Here is a 15070-nt window from a genome sequence, read left to right on the forward strand (position 1 = left end):
GAGCGCGGCCTGGTGTCGCAGGGCGGCTCATTGGCCCAGTGCCAGGTCGATCTGTTCATTCAGTTGTTCAAGCGTTAATGGCGCTTCGGCAAACAAGATGCGAAACACCACCGGGGCGACGATCACGTTCAACAGGCGGTCAATGTCTGGCAGTTGGTCGACGTGCCCACGGTGACGTTCGAGGATGATCCGCAACTGAGCGCCGAGGATCTGCACGCAGGTCCCTTTGGTCGGGCTGCATTGCACGTCGCGCATCATGTTGCGCCCGGGTTCGGAGTTCATTTCATCCAGATACTGCTCGGCCCATGCCTGGATATCACCGCGCAAACTGCCCGTGGCCAGTGGCTCGGTGTCGGGGCGCATGCGCTCCAGGGCAACGTCGGCGAGCAATACGTTCAAGTCGCCCCAGCGCCGATAAATGGTCGACGGGGTGACCCCGGCGAGGGTGGCCACCATGGGCACGGTGACGTTGGCGCGTTCGTGCTCCTTGAGCAGTTGGCGCACCGCCGAATGGATTGATTCCTGCACGCGGGCACTTCGCCCGCCCGTGCGTACTTCCTTAGGTTGGTTCATGCGTAAAACCTTAACACAAAGAATTTGCTTTAAGCCGCAGGCCGTCGCACACTCCGCAAAAGCAAATTCTTAGCTTTAGCGAGGATGGTATGTCCAACAGCACTGATATCCCGGCTCCAAACCGTTCCAGCATGGTGTTCCTCGGGCTTACCGTCCTGACCTTTCTGGCGGCTTCTGCGGCGCCCACGCCGCTGTACCGTATCTACCAGGAAAACATGCACTTTTCGGCCGCCACTTTGACCCTGATTTTCGGCGTTTATGCCTTGAGCTTGCTGACGGCGCTGCTGACAGTGGGCTCATTGTCGGATTATTTGGGGCGCAAACCAGTCATTTTTTGCGCGTTGATCCTCGACATGCTGGCGATGGGCTTGTTTCTCAGCGCCGACAGCGTGGCCTGGCTGATTGCTGCACGGTTGTTGCAAGGCTTTGCCACGGGCATGGCAACCAGTGCGCTGGGCGCTGCGATGCTGGACAACGACCGCCAGCAGGGGCCGCTGATCAATAGCATTTCCCCCTTGGTGGGCATGGCCTGCGGGGCATTTGGCACCAGCGTGCTGGTGGAGTTCGCGCCGCAACCGTTGCACCTCGCGTACTGGGTATTGCTCGGCTTGCTGGCTGCCCAGGCCGTGTATGTCTGGCGATTGCCCGAGAGCGTTAGCCCGCAACCCGGCGTACTGGGTTCGTTGCGGCCCAGCTTGCACATCCCGTCTCAAGCACGTGCGGCGATGTGGCAGGTGTTGCCGGTCAACGTTGCCGTATGGGCGATGGGGGGCTTTTATCTGGCGCTGGTGCCATCACTGATCCGTGCCGCTACGGGCTCAACTTCTTTTCTGGTGGGCGGGGCGATGGTGGCCGTGCTGACCTTGAGTGGCGCCCTGGCTATTTTCAGCATGCGCAATCAATCTGCCACGCGTGTGCTGACGCTGGGTTCCAGTTTGCTGGTGGTGGGCGTCAGCACGATCATGCTGGCCGTTCACAGCGGCAACCTCGGGCTGTTTTTCTTTGGCTCGTTAGTGGCTGGCAGCGGTTTTGGCACCGGCTTTTTAGGCAGCATCCGCAGTGTCGTGCCGTTGGCGCTGCCCCATGAGCGGGCGGGCTTGATGTCGGCTTTTTACATCCTCAGTTATCTGGCGTTCTGCTTGCCGGTATTGCTGGTGGGGAGCCTGACGCGCATTTTTGGTCTGGTCAGAACCGCCGACGGCTTCAGTGTGGTGTTGATTGTGCTGGCGCTGGGGGCACTGTTGAGTGTGTTTTTAAGGCGAGCTGCCAGCCCTTGCAAGGCTTGAGTCCGCGCCTTTCGCACATATATAGGTAAAACAGATAACAGTTAGAGAAATTACCCGTTATATAGATATTCGATTCAGTTCTACTCTTGAATCACCTCACAAGAGGAACAGGAGGAGCCCATGAATTGCACAACAACTGCCAAAGCTGACTTTCGGCCACTGAGCCAATTGCAGCACCCACGCGAAATGATTCGCCAGTTCACTCCGAACTGGTTTGCCTCCACCATGGGCACAGGCGTCCTGGCCCTGGCGCTGGCGCAATTGCCGGTGCAGATCCCGGGGCTGCATGCCGTTGCCGAAGGCCTCTGGCTGTTCAACATCGGTTTGTTCATTCTGTTCAGCCTGCTCTACGGCGCACGCTGGGTGCTGTATTTCGATGAAGCGCGGAGGATCTTCGGTCACTCCACCGTGTCGATGTTTTTCGGCACCATCCCCATGGGGCTGGCGACCATCATCAACGGTTTTCTGTTGTTTGGCGTCGCCCGCTGGGGCAGCGATATGGTCCAGGTGGCGCATGTGCTGTGGTGGTTGGATGTGGCCATGTCGCTGGCGTTCGGGGTGATGATCCCTTACATGATGTTCACCCGTCAGGATCACAGCATCGACCAGATGACCGCGGTCTGGCTGTTGCCGGTGGTGGCGGCTGAAGTGGCGGCGGCCAGTGGTGGCTTGCTCGCCCCGCATCTGACTGACCCGGTGATGCAGTTCCATGTGCTGATCACCAGCTATGTGCTGTGGGCGTTTTCGGTGCCGGTTGCTTTCAGCATTTTGACCATCCTGATGTTGCGTATGGCGCTGCACAAGTTGCCGCACGAAAACATGGCCGCGTCGAGCTGGCTGGCGCTGGGGCCGATTGGTACCGGTGCACTGGGCATGTTGCTGTTGGGGGCTGATTCGCCCGCGATTTTTGCCGCCAATGGTTTTGCCCGTATCGGTGAAATCGCCGAAGGTTTGGGTTTGATCTCGGGTATCGCGCTGTGGGGCTTCGGGCTGTGGTGGATTCTGATGGCGCTGCTGATCACCATCCGCTACTTCCGTGCCGGTATTCCGTTCAACCTGGGCTGGTGGGGCTTTACCTTCCCGCTGGGTGTTTACTCGCTGGCCACCTTGCGTCTGGGCCATGTGTTGCAGCTGAGCTTTTTCGATGTGGTGGGCTGTGTGCTGGTCGCGATGCTGGTGATGATGTGGTTCATTGTCGGTTCGCGCACCCTTAAAGGTGCCTGGCGCGGCGAGTTGTTTGTGTCGCCGTGCATCGCCGGACTTAAGAAGTAATCCATGTGCCCAGGCTCTGTGCGAAAACGCCGAAATTGACGTTTTTCGTTACAGAACCTGGGTAAGGTTGTGTCTTGAGTGTTAAAACCACACTCCAATGAGAAAGCCTCCGGCGCAACTTGAGTACATGGATGATGAGTCACCCTTCGCAGTTCAGTTTGCTCGGGAAGCGTCGCTTCCTGCCGTTCTTTGTCACCCAGTCCCTGGGTGCGCTCAATGACAATCTGTTCAAGCAGTCGCTGATTCTCGCCATCCTTTATAAGTTGAGCATCGATGGGGATCGCGGCATCTGGGTCAACCTGTGTGCGCTGCTCTTCATCATTCCGTTCTTTTTGTTCTCGGCGCTGGCCGGGCAATTTGGCGAAAAATACCCCAAAGACCAACTGATTCGTCTGATCAAACTGGGCGAAATCGCCATCATGGTTGTCGGCGCCATCGGTTTTGCGTTCGATCATTTGACCTTGATGCTGGTCGCGCTGTTTGCTATGGGCACCCACTCGGCTCTGTTCGGTCCGGTGAAGTACTCGATCTTGCCGCAGACCCTGCACGACGATGAACTGGTAGGCGGTAACGGCCTGGTTGAAATGGGCACCTTTTTATCGATTCTGGCGGGCACCATCGGCGCCGGGATCATGCTCTCGTCGCAGCACTACACGGTGATTGTGTCGGGGGTGATTATTTCGGTGGCCGTGCTCGGGTATCTGGCCAGTCGCGCCATACCGCGGGTTGCTGCCGACACTCCAGAACTGCGCCTTAACTGGAACATCTTCAGTGAGACCTGGGCCACGCTGCGCCTGGGTTTGAATCAGACGCCTGCCGTGTCGCGGTCAGTGGTCGGCAACTCGTGGTTCTGGTTTGTCGGGGCGATTTATCTCACGCAAATCCCGGCCTACGCCAAAGAATGGTTGTACGGCGATGAAACCGTGGTGACGCTGATTCTCACCGTGTTTTCGGTGGGCATTGCCGTGGGCTCGATGCTCTGCGAAAAGCTCTCGGGGCGTAAGGTCGAAATCGGCCTGGTACCGTTTGGCTCGTTTGGTCTGACTGTGTTTGGCCTGTTGCTGTGGTGGCATTCGGGGCACATGCCGCAAAACATCCAGGCCAACGACTGGCTCGGCGTGCTGGGCTTTAGCCAGGCCTGGTGGGTGTTGCTGGATATTTTGGGGCTGGGCGTGTTTGGCGGCTTCTATATAGTGCCGCTATATGCGCTGATCCAGTCGCGCACCGCCGAAAACGAACGCGCCCGGGTCATCGCCGCCAACAACATTCTCAATGCGCTGTTTATGGTGGTGTCGGCCGTCGTCACCATCCTGCTGCTGAGTGTGGCCAAGCTGACGATTCCAGAGCTGTTTCTGGTGGTGTCGTTGCTGAACATCGCGGTCAACACCTACATCTTCAAAATCGTCCCTGAATTCACCATGCGCTTCATGATCTGGCTGCTCAGCCATTCCATGTACCGCGTCAAACACAAAAACCTGGAAGCCATCCCGGATGAAGGGGCGGCCTTGTTGGTGTGCAACCACGTGTCGTTCGTGGATGCGTTGTTGATCGGCGGCGCAGTGCGTCGGCCGATTCGCTTTGTGATGTATTACAAAATCTACAACTTGCCGGTGCTCAACTTTATCTTCCGGACTGCGGGCGCGATTCCGATCGCCGGGCGTGCTGAAGACGAGGCGACCTATGAGCGTGCGTTCAGAAAGATTGCCCAGTATTTGAATGACGGTGAACTGGTGTGCATCTTCCCGGAAGGCAAGTTGACCAGTGATGGCCAAATCAGCGAGTTCAAGGCGGGGGTTCGGGTGATTTTGGAGCAGACGCCAGTGCCGGTCATTCCGATGGCGTTGCAAGGCCTGTGGGGCAGCTTTTTCAGCCGTGACCCGAACAAGGGCTTTTTCCGCCGCTTGTGGTCGCGGGTCACCCTGGTGGCGGGCGCGCCGATACCGGCCAGCGAAGCCACACAAAAGCTGTTGCGTGAGCGGGTCAGTGAATTGCGCGGTGATGTCGCGTGAGGTAAAGGCTGGGGAGGGCGAGCCAGTCTCGCGATCTTTTGATTGTCAGAAGATCGCGAGACACGCTCTAGCGTTTAGCTGCTGAGCTTAAGCCCGGCCAGGCCGGCAATGATCAGCGCAACGCTGGCCAGTCGGAACAGCGCCATGGATTCACCAAACAGAATGATCCCGGCGATGACCGTGCCGACAGCGCCCACACCGGTCCAGATGGCATAAGCGGTGCCCAGTGGCAGTTCTTTCATGGCCAGGCCGAGCAGGCCAAGACTGACCAGCATGGCTGCAACGGTCAGGGCGGTGGGGATTGGCCGGGTGAAGCCTTCGGTGTATTTGAGGCCGACGGCCCAGCCCACTTCAAACAGACCGGCAAAAAACAGAATAATCCAGGACATGGTTATCTCCATCAATTGATGGGGTCGTCCCCAGATTAATCACTCGATGAGTCGCAGGGTCGTCCCCGCAGTGCGCACTATATTGCACACGATTTTTCTGACGATCAACCCCGAGTTTTCAGTCAGCGGATGGCTGGTTGTCCTTCAAGCGATCGTCCTTTTCACTCATCCGGCGGAAATACGTCGACAGCAACGCCCCCGAAATGTTGTGCCACACACTGAACAGCGCACTGGGCACGGCTGCCAACGGCGAAAAGTGCGCGCTGGCCAATGCCGCGCCCAGGCCGGAGTTCTGCATGCCGACTTCCAGGGCCAGGGATTTGCGCTGGGCCAACGGCAGCTTGAACAGGCGGCCGGTAAAGTAGCCGAGCAAATAGCCAAAGCTGTTGTGCAGCATGACCACGGCCATGATCAACAGGCCCGACTCGGCAATTTTTGCCTGACTGGCAGCCACCACGGCGGCAACGATAATCACAATGCTGACCACCGACACCAGCGGCAGCACGTCGACCGCGAAGTGCACGCGCGCGCCGAGCAAGCGTTGCACCAGCACGCCCAGCACAATCGGCAGCAACACCACCTGCAGGATTGACCAGAAAAGCTCCATAAATGACACCGGCAACCAGGCCGATGCCAGCAGCCAGATCAGCGCCGGGGTCAGCAGTGGGGCGAGGAGGGTGGTCACGGCGGCAATCGCCACGGACAGGGCCAGGTCGCCCCGCGCCAGCCAGGTCATGACATTGGAAGACGTGCCGCTTGGGCAGCAGCCCACCAGAATCACCCCGACGGCGATCTCGGGCGGCAGGTGGAAAATCTGGCAGAGCAACCACGCCACCCCGGGCATGATCACGAAATGAGCAACCACGCCTAGCGCAACGCGCCACGGGTGGCGGGCGACTTCAGCGAAGTCATCGAGTTTGAGGGTCAGGCCCATGCCGAACATCACCACACCCAGAAGCGGCACGATGGCGCCTTTGAGGCCGATAAACCACCCGGGCTGCAGAAACGCCAGCACGGCAAAAATCAGCACCCAGTAAGCAAAGGTATTACCGACAAAGCGGCTTAAAGCAGCAAGTGCACGCATGGTGTTCCTTATTATGGTCAGGCTTTTGTGGGAGCGGGCTTGCTCGCGATGCAAGCCACTCGGTCATTGTGATGTACGAGTCGATCCAATCGCGAGCAAGCCCGCTCCCACGGGCGTCAGGGTTAAATCCCTTGTGGAATTTCTTCACCGCCCAGCGCTTCAAACAACTGCGGCAAGAACTCACCGAAGGTCAGCATCATCAAGGTGAAGCTGGCGTCTTGTTGGCCGAGGTCATCGTCACCGCCGTTTTGTTCGGCTTCGTCTTGCAGCAGGTCTTCAAACTTCAGGCGTTTAACCACCAGTTTGTCGTCCAGCACAAACGACAGCTTGTCTTGCCAGGCCAGCGACAGTTGGGTCACGATTTTGCCAGTGCTCAGGTGCAACTGGATTTCATCGCTGGTCAGGTCCTGACGCTTGCAACGGATAATCCCGCCGTCTTCGTGGGTGTCGCGCAGTTCGCACTCGTCCAGCACAAAGAAGTTGTCGGCCGCTTTTTGGGTTTTGACCCATTCGGTCATGGTGGCGCTTGGCGCGACTTTTACGCCCAGCGGGCGAACCGGCAGCGAGCCGATCACTTCACGCAGGGTGGACAGCAAGTCTTCGGCGCGTTTAGGGCTGGAGGCGTTGACCAGGATCAGGCCCTGTTTTGGCGCGATGGCGGCAAAGGTGGCCGAACGGCGAATAAAGGCACGCGGCAGGAAGGCCTGGATGATTTCATCCTTGAGCTGGTCACGCTCCTTCTTATAGACCTTGCGCATTTGCTCGGCTTCGATCTCTTCGACCTTCTCCTTTAATGCATCACGCACAACGCTGCCTGGCAGGATGCGTTCTTCTTTACGGGCGGCAATCAGCAGGAAGTCCTGGCTGGCGTGAACCAGCGGTGCGTCTTCGCCTTTGCCGAAAGGGGCGACGAAACCGTAGGTGGCTAATTCCTGGCTTGCACACGGGCGGGCTGGTTTGGTGGCCAGTGCCGTTTCCAGCACCTGCGCATCAAAAGGCAGATCTTGGGTCAGGCGATAGATAAGCAGGTTTTTGAACCACATGGGGTGAATCACTCCTTTATACAAAGAGGGCATTATTCGCTTGATAGCCTTAATAGGCCAACCCTGCGCTAAGCCTTTGTCGTGCATAAGAAAATTATTTTAAAAAGTGCTTGCCAGACTATAGGTCGCTCCGTAGAATGCGCGCCACACCGAGAGTGAAAGGGTGATTAGCTCAGCTGGGAGAGCATCTGCCTTACAAGCAGAGGGTCGGCGGTTCGATCCCGTCATCACCCACCATTCGCTCACAGTGTTACGCGCAGCGGTAGTTCAGTCGGTTAGAATACCGGCCTGTCACGCCGGGGGTCGCGGGTTCGAGTCCCGTCCGCTGCGCCATTTTTTGTACCACAAGCCCCTTGAACGCTTGTGGTTGGGAAGGTCCGCTGAATGCAGGCTTTTCCTGAAAGGCTTCGGTTCAGCAGCTCGCTGTTGAATCAAAGATGCAGGGCGTTGGAAACGGTAGTTTTTAAACGGTTTTGAAAAAAACTTGAATAAAAACAACCACTTACACAAAAAGTGTGAGAGAATGCGCCCCGCAACGAGAGTGAAGTGAAAGGGTGATTAGCTCAGCTGGGAGAGCATCTGCCTTACAAGCAGAGGGTCGGCGGTTCGATCCCGTCATCACCCACCATTCGCTTTCAGTGTTACGCGCAGCGGTAGTTCAGTCGGTTAGAATACCGGCCTGTCACGCCGGGGGTCGCGGGTTCGAGTCCCGTCCGCTGCGCCATATTCGGAACACAAGCCCCCTTGAACGCTTGTGATCCACAGAAAGCCCGCCTAGTGCGGGCTTTTTTGTGCGCGTGTGTTTTGTATGTGGCTGTAGGAGCGAGCTTGCCTCGCGATCTTTTAAAACTCAAAAGATCGCGAGACAAGCTCGCTCCTGCAGGTTTACTGCACGGGCGCTTTAGAAATCCCAGCGCGTGCTCACCATCACGTTGCGCGGATCACCGTAATACGACGAGTTGTAGAAGCCGATGTTGGTGTAATACGACTTGTCGAACACGTTGTTCAGGTTGACCGTGGCCGAGAGGTTTTTGCTGATCTGGTAGCGCGCCATCAGGTCCACCAGCCAGTACGGGTCTTGGGAAAACTTCTCTACGGTGCCGCCCTTGTTCCAGTTGGTCAGCATTTGCCAGCCCGTGCCTTGCCAGCGTACGCCACCGCCCAGGGTGAGCTTGTCCCAGTCGCCGGTCAGCTTGTAACTGGTGTACAGGTTGATCTGGTCTTCGGGCTCCCAGGTAGACACCTTCTTGCCGCCTTTTTCGCGGCTGACCTTGTGCGTGTAGCCCGCTTGCAGTTGCCAGCCGGGCAGAAGTTCGCCCGAGATTTCTGCTTCGTAACCTTTGGTCGTGGCCTTGATGCCCTTGTAGGCGTACTCGATGTCCGGGTTGGTCGGGTTCGCGTTGTAGGCGGTGTCGTCTTCCGGGCGGTTGTCCTGGTGCACTTCGAAGTAGGCCAGGCTTGAATTCAGTCGCCCGTCGAAGAACTCGCCCTTTAAGCCGATCTCGTAGTTGGTGCCTTCATCGGGCTCAAGCATTTTGTTGTCGCGGTTGCGGTAATACGACTGCGGCAAGAAGATTTCGGTGTAGCTGGCGTAGGCCGAGATGTTTTGATTGATGTCATAAATCAACCCCGCATACGGCAACACCTTGCCCGTGTCCTTGGCCTGGCTGGTGCCGGTGAGGGTGTAGTCGGCCACGCGGGTACCGAGCATCAGGGTCAGGTCATCGGTAAGGCTGAAGCGGCCGGTGATGTAGGTGCCGGTCTGACGGGTAGTTTCGTCGTTTCGCGAGGTCACGTTGCCCCAGTCCGGCTCATACGCATCGCCTTTCCAGTTGTAGTAGTCGTACATGCTTTTAAACTGGATGGCGCTGGTGTAGTCGTTGCCGGTCCAGTGCGAGCGCGATACCGAACCGCCAACCACCAGTTCATGCTCGCGGCCCAGGAACTCGAACGGGCCGGTGGCGTAGATGTCGCCGCTGTCGCTGACGTATTCGCCGGTATATTTGCGCGCCAGCAGTCGTGCTTCGCCGGTTTCTAAGTTGGGGAACAGCAAAGCGCCCAGCGGGGCGTTATAGCCGTTGATCTGGTGGTTGTACTGGGCTTTGGCGACCCAGCCGTTGTCAAAACTGTGTTCGAGGGTGGCGAAAGCGGTGCGCGTGTATTGCTTCCAGCTGCTCCACTTGGCGCTGTTGTTGAACGAGCGCGGGGTGCTGATGCGTTCACCGGCGGAGTTGAACAATGAGGCGCTGCCTGACCAACTGGAGCCTTTGGGGTTGTTGTCCTGATAATCGGCGCCGAGGGTGAGCAGGGTGTCTGGGTCCAGATCAATCTCAAGAATCCCGTAATAGACCTCACTGTCGCGTTTGTAGTGGTCCATGAACGAGTGTTTGTCCTGGTAGGCCGCCACGGCCCGGCCCCGCACATTGCCGCTTTCGGTCAGTGGCCCGCTGACGTCGATTTCCGAGCGGTAGTTGTCCCACGAGCCGGCGCCGACATCGATGTGGGCCTTGAACTCGCGGGTGGGTTTTTTACGCACCATGTTGATGGTGCCGCCGGGGCCGCCAGCGCCAGTGAGCAAGCCCGTTGCGCCCTTGAGGATCTCTACCCGGTCGTAAATCGCGGTGTCGGTGAGGGTGTGCCCGGCGGAGTATTGCGGGTCTTGCAGGATCGGGATGCCGTCGTATTGGAAGTTCTTGATCGCAAAGCCGCGCGAGTAATAGCTGGTGCGGTCGCTGTCATAGGTGGCCACGGTGATGCCGGGGGTATGGCGCATCACGTCATCAATCGAGGTGAGGCCAAAATCGTCCATCGCCTGGCGTGTGACTACCGAAATCGACTGCGGGGTTTCGCGGGGCGTCAGCACCATGCGCGTGGCGGTAGCGATGCTGCCGGGGGTGTAGGAGCCCGAGCCTTCAGTGATGGTGCCCAACTGGTTGGCGCTGACCTGGGTTGCGCCCAATTCAAGCGCGCTACCCGCCGCAGGCAAGGCGTCAAGCATGTAACCGTTAGTGCTTTTGACCACGGTGTAGCCGCTGCCGTGCAGCAGTGTTTCAAAGCCGCTTTGCTCGTTGTAGACCCCATGCAGACCGGGTGTGGTCAGCCCTTCAAGGTTGTGCGATTGAAAAATGATCGCCACGCCCGCCTGTTGTGCGAAGCGATTCAAGGCGCTGCTCAGCGGCCCGGCAGGAATATCGTAAGTCTGCACGGCCGTTTGCGCCTGGGCGATCGAGGTGCTCAACACACCAGCCGCCGACGCCACAATCAAATGAATGGCCAGTGTCAGTGGCTTGCAGGCCTGAGGGCGAAAACGCCCGCGACTAAGGGAGGAGGTCAGCATGGAGAACGCAATCCTTTATGGGTCTGTATACCTTCCTTGACGGCTGACACTAAAAAAGCGGAACGAATGCGAATTATTATTTTTTAGGCGGCGGCAACTGGCTGATCACAATCAGCCACGGGGTATAGGTTTTGATGCTCAACGGCAGGGTGTCGGCGATCAATTGCAGCGCCCGGTCGGTGTCATCCAGCGGCAGCACGGCCGTCACGCGCAAGTCGGCCAAGGCGTTGCGATCAAACTGCAGATGGCCGCGGCGATGGCGCGCTATCTCATCCAGCACCTGATCCAGCGGCTGGTTTTCGACCACCAACTGATGGCGGCGCCAGGCTTCATTGATGCTGGCGGGGTCTACCGTGCCAGACAGTTTTACCGCGTCGCGGCTGATCAACGCCTTTGAGCCGGCGCCCACTTCCAGGGTTTGTTGCTCGTTGGCACTTTGCGCCGCCACCCGCGACTGCAGCATGCTCAGCACGGTGGTGTCTGCCAGATGATTGACCACAAAACGGGTGCCCAGGGCGCGCATGGTGCCCTGCGCGGTCTGCACGATAAAGGGTCGTGAACGGTCATGCGCCACCTCGACCAGAATTTCGCCCTGGAGCAATTCGATCCGTCGCTCCGTGCTGTTGAAGTGCACGTTGACGGCACTGGCACCGCTGAGGGTGAGGGTGGAGTCGTCCGCCAGGTGCAGGGTCTTCCAGTCGTTGGGCCCGGTGCTGATATCGGCCAGCCAGCGTTCGGGGTACTGGCTTTTTAGCGTCAGAGTCACGGGCAAGGCCAGGCATGCAGCAATCAGCACAACACGCAGTATGTGCTTGCGCGGGGCCGTGGGTTTACGCCCGGTAAAGGCGGCATTCAACGCGGCCTTTGCCGGGGCCGACTGTTCGCGCAGCGATTGCAGGCGACTGATGGCGTCTTGCATGCGCTGGGCGGCGGCGGCATGTTGCGGGCTCTGCTGCTTCCAGCACTCGAACTCAAGACGCGCCGCGTCGCTGAAGCCTTCTTCGTGCAGGCGCAGCATCCACTCGGCCGCTTGCTCATCAATGATCTGGCGGGGCGCTGGCATCAGGTATCCAGGCTATGGCTGCAATGCAGCAAGGCTTGAATCAGGTATTTGCGCACAGTGCGGTCGGATAACCCCAGTTGGCGGGCGATCTCGCTTTGGGTCAGGCCGTCGAGGTAATACAGGACAAACGCCTGGCGGACGTTATCGTGCAGGCCTTCGAGCATAAAGGCGATGTGTTCAAGGGCTTCGAGGGTGCTGAGGATGTGTTCGGGGGACTGAAAGCCCTCCAGTGCCTCGGCGGTCAGGGCCAGCTCTTGCAGGTAAGCGTTTTCGATGTGCTTGCGGCGTACTTGATCGATGATCAGCCGACGGGCGGTGGTGCTCAGAAACGCTCGCGGCTCGCGCAGGGAGGCCACCGAATCACGGGCATTGAGAATTCGGGCGAAGGTGTCCTGAGCCAGATCGGCAGCATTGTGCGCACAGCCGAGTTTTCGGCGCAGCCAGCCAAACAGCCAGCCGTGATGTTCGCAGTACAGGTCTGAAATTGCGGCCTGGAACGGAGGTTCACCCGAAGACATAGAATATTACTCAAACGTTATTGAGAATTATTGCTAATTCTGAACGTAAGTTCGGGGTAAACGCAAGCGGGCGAAAAAATGCAACTCAATCACTGTAGCCGCTGACGAGGTACGAGGCTGCGATGCGGGCCGCAGGACCGCCGTTTGGGGGCGCTTCGCGACCCATCGCAGCCTCATTCTTCGGCAGCGACTACAGGTGGGGGGTTTAGTGCTTGGCGATCAGGTTGCCGGCGTGCAGGCCGCATTCCTTTTGCGTGGCTTCTTCCCACCACCAGCGGCCTTCGCGTTCGTGCTGGTTTGGCAGGACCGGGCGGGTGCAAGGCTCACAGCCAATGCTGATGTAACCGCGCTCATGCAGGCTGTTGTACGGCAGCTCGAGCATGCGGATGTAGCCCCAGACTTCCTCGCTGGTCATTTGCGCCAGCGGGTTGAATTTGTACAGCGGGCGCTCCGGCGTCGAGAACGCGCCGTCGATTTCCAGTGCCGCGACCTGGCTGCGGGTGCCAGGGCTTTGGTCACGGCGCTGGCCGGTCGCCCAGGCTTTAACAGTCGACAGTTTGCGTCGCAGCGGTTCGATCTTGCGCACGCCGCAGCACTCGCCGTGGCCGTCTTTGTAAAAGCTGAACAAGCCTTTTTCTTTGACGAACGGTTCCAGCTTGGCCTGGTCCGGCGAGATCAGCTCGATCTGGATCTTGTAGTGATCGCGTACTTGTTCAATAAAGCGATAGGTCTCGGGGTGCAGGCGCCCGGTGTCGAGGCTGAACACTTTGACGTTCTTGTTGAGCTTCCAGGCCATGTCCACCAGCACCACGTCTTCGGCGCCGCTGAACGAGATCCAGAGTTCGTCGCCAAAATGTTCAAAGGCGAGTTTGAGAATGTCCTGCGGGGACTTGCTGGCGTATGTCGCGGCTGTTTGCGCAACGTCGAACGGATGGCTCATCAGGCGGTTTCCTACGGTGAATGGCGCTGGGCGCTCTCTAGTGGGGCGGATGGTAGCAAAAACCGCGCGCTACAGGGTTTGCAGCGTGTCGAGCAGCACCTTCACTTTGGTGATCGATTCTTGATATTCATCGTGCCAGTCAGAGTCGGCAACGATTCCGCCGCCGCCCCAGCAATTGACCCGGCCGTCTTTGACCAGCAGGCTGCGAATGGCGATTGAGCTGTCCATTTCCCCGCGCACATCCAGGTACAGCAGCGAGCCGCAGTAAATGCTACGCCGGGTGGGTTCCAGCTCATCAATGATCTGCATGGCGCGAATTTTCGGCGCGCCGGTAATCGAGCCGCCGGGGAAGCTGTCACCGATCAGGTCCAGCGCGTCTTTGCCCGGCGCCAATTCACCGACAACGCTGCTCACCAAGTGGTGAACGTTGGGGTAGCTTTCGAGGGCGATCAATTGCGGCACGCTCACCGAGCCGGTGCGGCAGGTGCGGCCCAGGTCATTGCGTAACAAGTCGACGATCATCAGGTTTTCCGCACGGTCCTTGGTGCTGGCCAGCAGCTCGGCGGCGTTGGCGGCATCTTCTGCCGGATTTTGACCCCGTGGGCGCGTGCCTTTGATCGGTCGGGTTTCGACCTGATTCTGGCTGACATGCACAAAGCGCTCGGGCGACAGGCTGAGGATGGCAGTGTCTTCGGGCAGGCTGACAAAGCCTGAAAACGGCGTCGGGCACGCGTCGCGCAAGGCGCAATAGGCGGCCCACGGGTCGCCCTCGCAGGGGGCGCTGAAACGCTGGGTGTAATTGACCTGGTAGCAGTCGCCCGCCTGAATGTAGTGCTGGATTTTTTGCAGGGCGTGCCGGTAAAACTCGGCGCTGATGTCGGGCTGCATGGGGTGTTTGAGCGAGAACGTACCAGGCTCGGTCTGTGCCGGCTGAGCGAACAGTTCAATCAGGCGCTCGCGCTCGGCCACCGCCAGGCTTGGGTGAAACACCAGTTGGCTGGTCGCTGCCTGATGGTCGCTGACCAGCGCCCAAGCATACAGCCCAAGCCGTGCATCGGGTAAATGCAGGTCGTTGAGCGACTGGGCGGGCAGGTGTTCAAGCTGGCGGCCAAAGTCATAACTCAGGTAGCCGATCAGCCCGCCGACAAAAGGCAGCTCATAGGGCGCTGGCAGTTCAGCGTCACCCAGTAGTTTTAGCGCATCACGCAGGCGTTGCAGAAACCCGCGGCCTGATTCATCCGCCCGCACGCTCAACTCATCGACTGGCCAGGCGCTCAGCAGGTCATAGCGCCCGCGCTCTGCGGCCGGGCGCCCGCTGTCCAGCAACACGGCGCCAGGGGCATGGCGAATCGCCGCAAAATAAACGGCAGGGTTGGGGTGGTAGGGCAGGGGGTGTACAGAGCAGGTCAACATGCGACGCCAATCAGCCAACGGAGCGGGGTGCTGATTGTAGTCTCGTGTAGGACGTCAAGGCTATGTCGGAACCGTGGGAGCGGGCTTGCTCGCGATGGAATCACCGCAGTGACTCAGACAAACCGGGTTGTCTGAATCGCGAG

Annotated in this window: 12 protein-coding genes and 4 tRNA genes; 7 read left to right on the forward strand and 9 right to left on the reverse strand. The window is 58.8% G+C overall.

The window, feature by feature from the left end:
• Positions 1–27: 27 nt before the first annotated feature.
• Positions 28–573, reverse strand: a complete 546-nt coding sequence (locus GHO41_RS00165) for a TetR/AcrR family transcriptional regulator (RefSeq protein ID WP_048369790.1) — start codon at positions 571–573, stop codon at positions 28–30.
• Positions 574–662: 89 nt separating this feature from the next.
• On the opposite strand from GHO41_RS00165, the gene GHO41_RS00170 reads away from it, so the two are divergent.
• From GHO41_RS00170 to GHO41_RS00180, 3 genes are all read left to right on the forward strand, one after another.
• On the forward strand, positions 663–1859 hold the full coding sequence (locus GHO41_RS00170; protein ID WP_153432537.1) for an MFS transporter: 1197 nt from the start codon (positions 663–665) through the stop codon (positions 1857–1859).
• Between the two features lie 120 nt (positions 1860–1979).
• Positions 1980–3131 (forward strand): TDT family transporter, encoded by a 1152-nt coding sequence (locus tag GHO41_RS00175; RefSeq protein ID WP_153432539.1) that lies wholly within the window; start codon positions 1980–1982, stop codon positions 3129–3131.
• A gap of 134 nt (positions 3132–3265) precedes the next feature.
• Entirely contained in the window at positions 3266–5140 is a 1875-nt protein-coding gene (locus GHO41_RS00180; RefSeq protein ID WP_048369887.1) for an MFS transporter, read from the forward strand.
• 74 nt (positions 5141–5214) lie between these two features.
• Here GHO41_RS00180 and sugE read toward each other — a convergent pair whose 3' ends face one another.
• From sugE to rdgC, 3 genes are all read right to left on the reverse strand, one after another.
• On the reverse strand, positions 5215–5529 hold the full coding sequence (gene sugE, locus GHO41_RS00185; RefSeq protein ID WP_048369794.1) for a quaternary ammonium compound efflux SMR transporter SugE: 315 nt from the start codon (positions 5527–5529) through the stop codon (positions 5215–5217).
• Positions 5530–5647: 118 nt separating this feature from the next.
• Entirely contained in the window at positions 5648–6613 is a 966-nt protein-coding gene (locus tag GHO41_RS00190; RefSeq protein ID WP_153432541.1) for a bile acid:sodium symporter family protein, read from the reverse strand.
• 122 nt (positions 6614–6735) lie between these two features.
• Complete coding sequence (rdgC, locus tag GHO41_RS00195) at positions 6736–7656, reverse strand: recombination-associated protein RdgC (RefSeq protein ID WP_153391316.1); 921 nt, start codon at positions 7654–7656, stop codon at positions 6736–6738.
• A 161-nt stretch (positions 7657–7817) separates the two neighbouring features.
• Here rdgC and GHO41_RS00200 point away from each other — a divergent pair.
• From GHO41_RS00200 to GHO41_RS00215, 4 genes are all read left to right on the forward strand, one after another.
• Positions 7818–7893: transfer RNA gene (locus GHO41_RS00200), tRNA-Val, on the forward strand.
• A 19-nt stretch (positions 7894–7912) separates the two neighbouring features.
• Positions 7913–7989: transfer RNA gene (locus tag GHO41_RS00205), tRNA-Asp, on the forward strand.
• Positions 7990–8208: 219 nt separating this feature from the next.
• Positions 8209–8284: transfer RNA gene (locus GHO41_RS00210), tRNA-Val, on the forward strand.
• Between the two features lie 19 nt (positions 8285–8303).
• A tRNA-Asp gene (locus GHO41_RS00215) sits at positions 8304–8380 on the forward strand.
• A gap of 177 nt (positions 8381–8557) precedes the next feature.
• Here the strand turns inward: GHO41_RS00215 and GHO41_RS00220 are convergent.
• From GHO41_RS00220 to pabB, 5 genes are all read right to left on the reverse strand, one after another.
• Positions 8558–10993 (reverse strand): TonB-dependent siderophore receptor, encoded by a 2436-nt coding sequence (locus tag GHO41_RS00220; protein ID WP_153432542.1) that lies wholly within the window; start codon positions 10991–10993, stop codon positions 8558–8560.
• Between the two features lie 76 nt (positions 10994–11069).
• Positions 11070–12056: a FecR family protein gene (locus GHO41_RS00225; protein WP_153333372.1), complete on the reverse strand. Its 987-nt coding sequence runs from the start codon at positions 12054–12056 to the stop codon at positions 11070–11072.
• Positions 12056–12574 (reverse strand): sigma-70 family RNA polymerase sigma factor, encoded by a 519-nt coding sequence (locus tag GHO41_RS00230; protein ID WP_153432544.1) that lies wholly within the window; start codon positions 12572–12574, stop codon positions 12056–12058. Before GHO41_RS00230 ends, GHO41_RS00225 begins: the two co-directional genes overlap by 1 nt.
• 205 nt (positions 12575–12779) lie before the next feature.
• Entirely contained in the window at positions 12780–13514 is a 735-nt protein-coding gene (locus GHO41_RS00235) for a phosphoadenylyl-sulfate reductase (RefSeq protein ID WP_153432545.1), read from the reverse strand.
• A 69-nt stretch (positions 13515–13583) separates the two neighbouring features.
• The gene (pabB, locus tag GHO41_RS00240; protein ID WP_153432547.1) at positions 13584–14927 is read right to left on the reverse strand and encodes an aminodeoxychorismate synthase component I; all 1344 of its coding nucleotides are present in this window, start codon (positions 14925–14927) and stop codon (positions 13584–13586) included.
• Positions 14928–15070 lie beyond the last annotated feature (143 nt).

Origin of the sequence: Pseudomonas sp. FSL R10-0399 (genome assembly GCF_009600165.1) — a bacterium.
Lineage (GTDB): Bacteria > Pseudomonadota > Gammaproteobacteria > Pseudomonadales > Pseudomonadaceae > Aquipseudomonas > Aquipseudomonas helleri.

Bases quoted from the DNA above. Each gene is read 5' to 3' on its own strand.
- GHO41_RS00165 (WP_048369790.1), bottom strand. From the start codon at position 573: ATGAACCAACCTAAGGAAGTACGCACGGGCGGGCGAAGTGCCCGCGTG.
- GHO41_RS00170 (WP_153432537.1), top strand. From the start codon at position 663: ATGTCCAACAGCACTGATATCCCGGCTCCAAACCGTTCCAGCATGGTG.
- GHO41_RS00175 (WP_153432539.1), top strand. From the start codon at position 1,980: ATGAATTGCACAACAACTGCCAAAGCTGACTTTCGGCCACTGAGCCAA.
- GHO41_RS00180 (WP_048369887.1), top strand. From the start codon at position 3,266: ATGAGTCACCCTTCGCAGTTCAGTTTGCTCGGGAAGCGTCGCTTCCTG.
- sugE (WP_048369794.1), bottom strand. From the start codon at position 5,529: ATGTCCTGGATTATTCTGTTTTTTGCCGGTCTGTTTGAAGTGGGCTGG.
- GHO41_RS00190 (WP_153432541.1), bottom strand. From the start codon at position 6,613: ATGCGTGCACTTGCTGCTTTAAGCCGCTTTGTCGGTAATACCTTTGCT.
- rdgC (WP_153391316.1), bottom strand. From the start codon at position 7,656: ATGTGGTTCAAAAACCTGCTTATCTATCGCCTGACCCAAGATCTGCCT.
- GHO41_RS00220 (WP_153432542.1), bottom strand. From the start codon at position 10,993: ATGCTGACCTCCTCCCTTAGTCGCGGGCGTTTTCGCCCTCAGGCCTGC.
- GHO41_RS00225 (WP_153333372.1), bottom strand. From the start codon at position 12,056: ATGCCAGCGCCCCGCCAGATCATTGATGAGCAAGCGGCCGAGTGGATG.
- GHO41_RS00230 (WP_153432544.1), bottom strand. From the start codon at position 12,574: ATGTCTTCGGGTGAACCTCCGTTCCAGGCCGCAATTTCAGACCTGTAC.
- GHO41_RS00235 (WP_153432545.1), bottom strand. From the start codon at position 13,514: ATGAGCCATCCGTTCGACGTTGCGCAAACAGCCGCGACATACGCCAGC.
- pabB (WP_153432547.1), bottom strand. From the start codon at position 14,927: ATGTTGACCTGCTCTGTACACCCCCTGCCCTACCACCCCAACCCTGCC.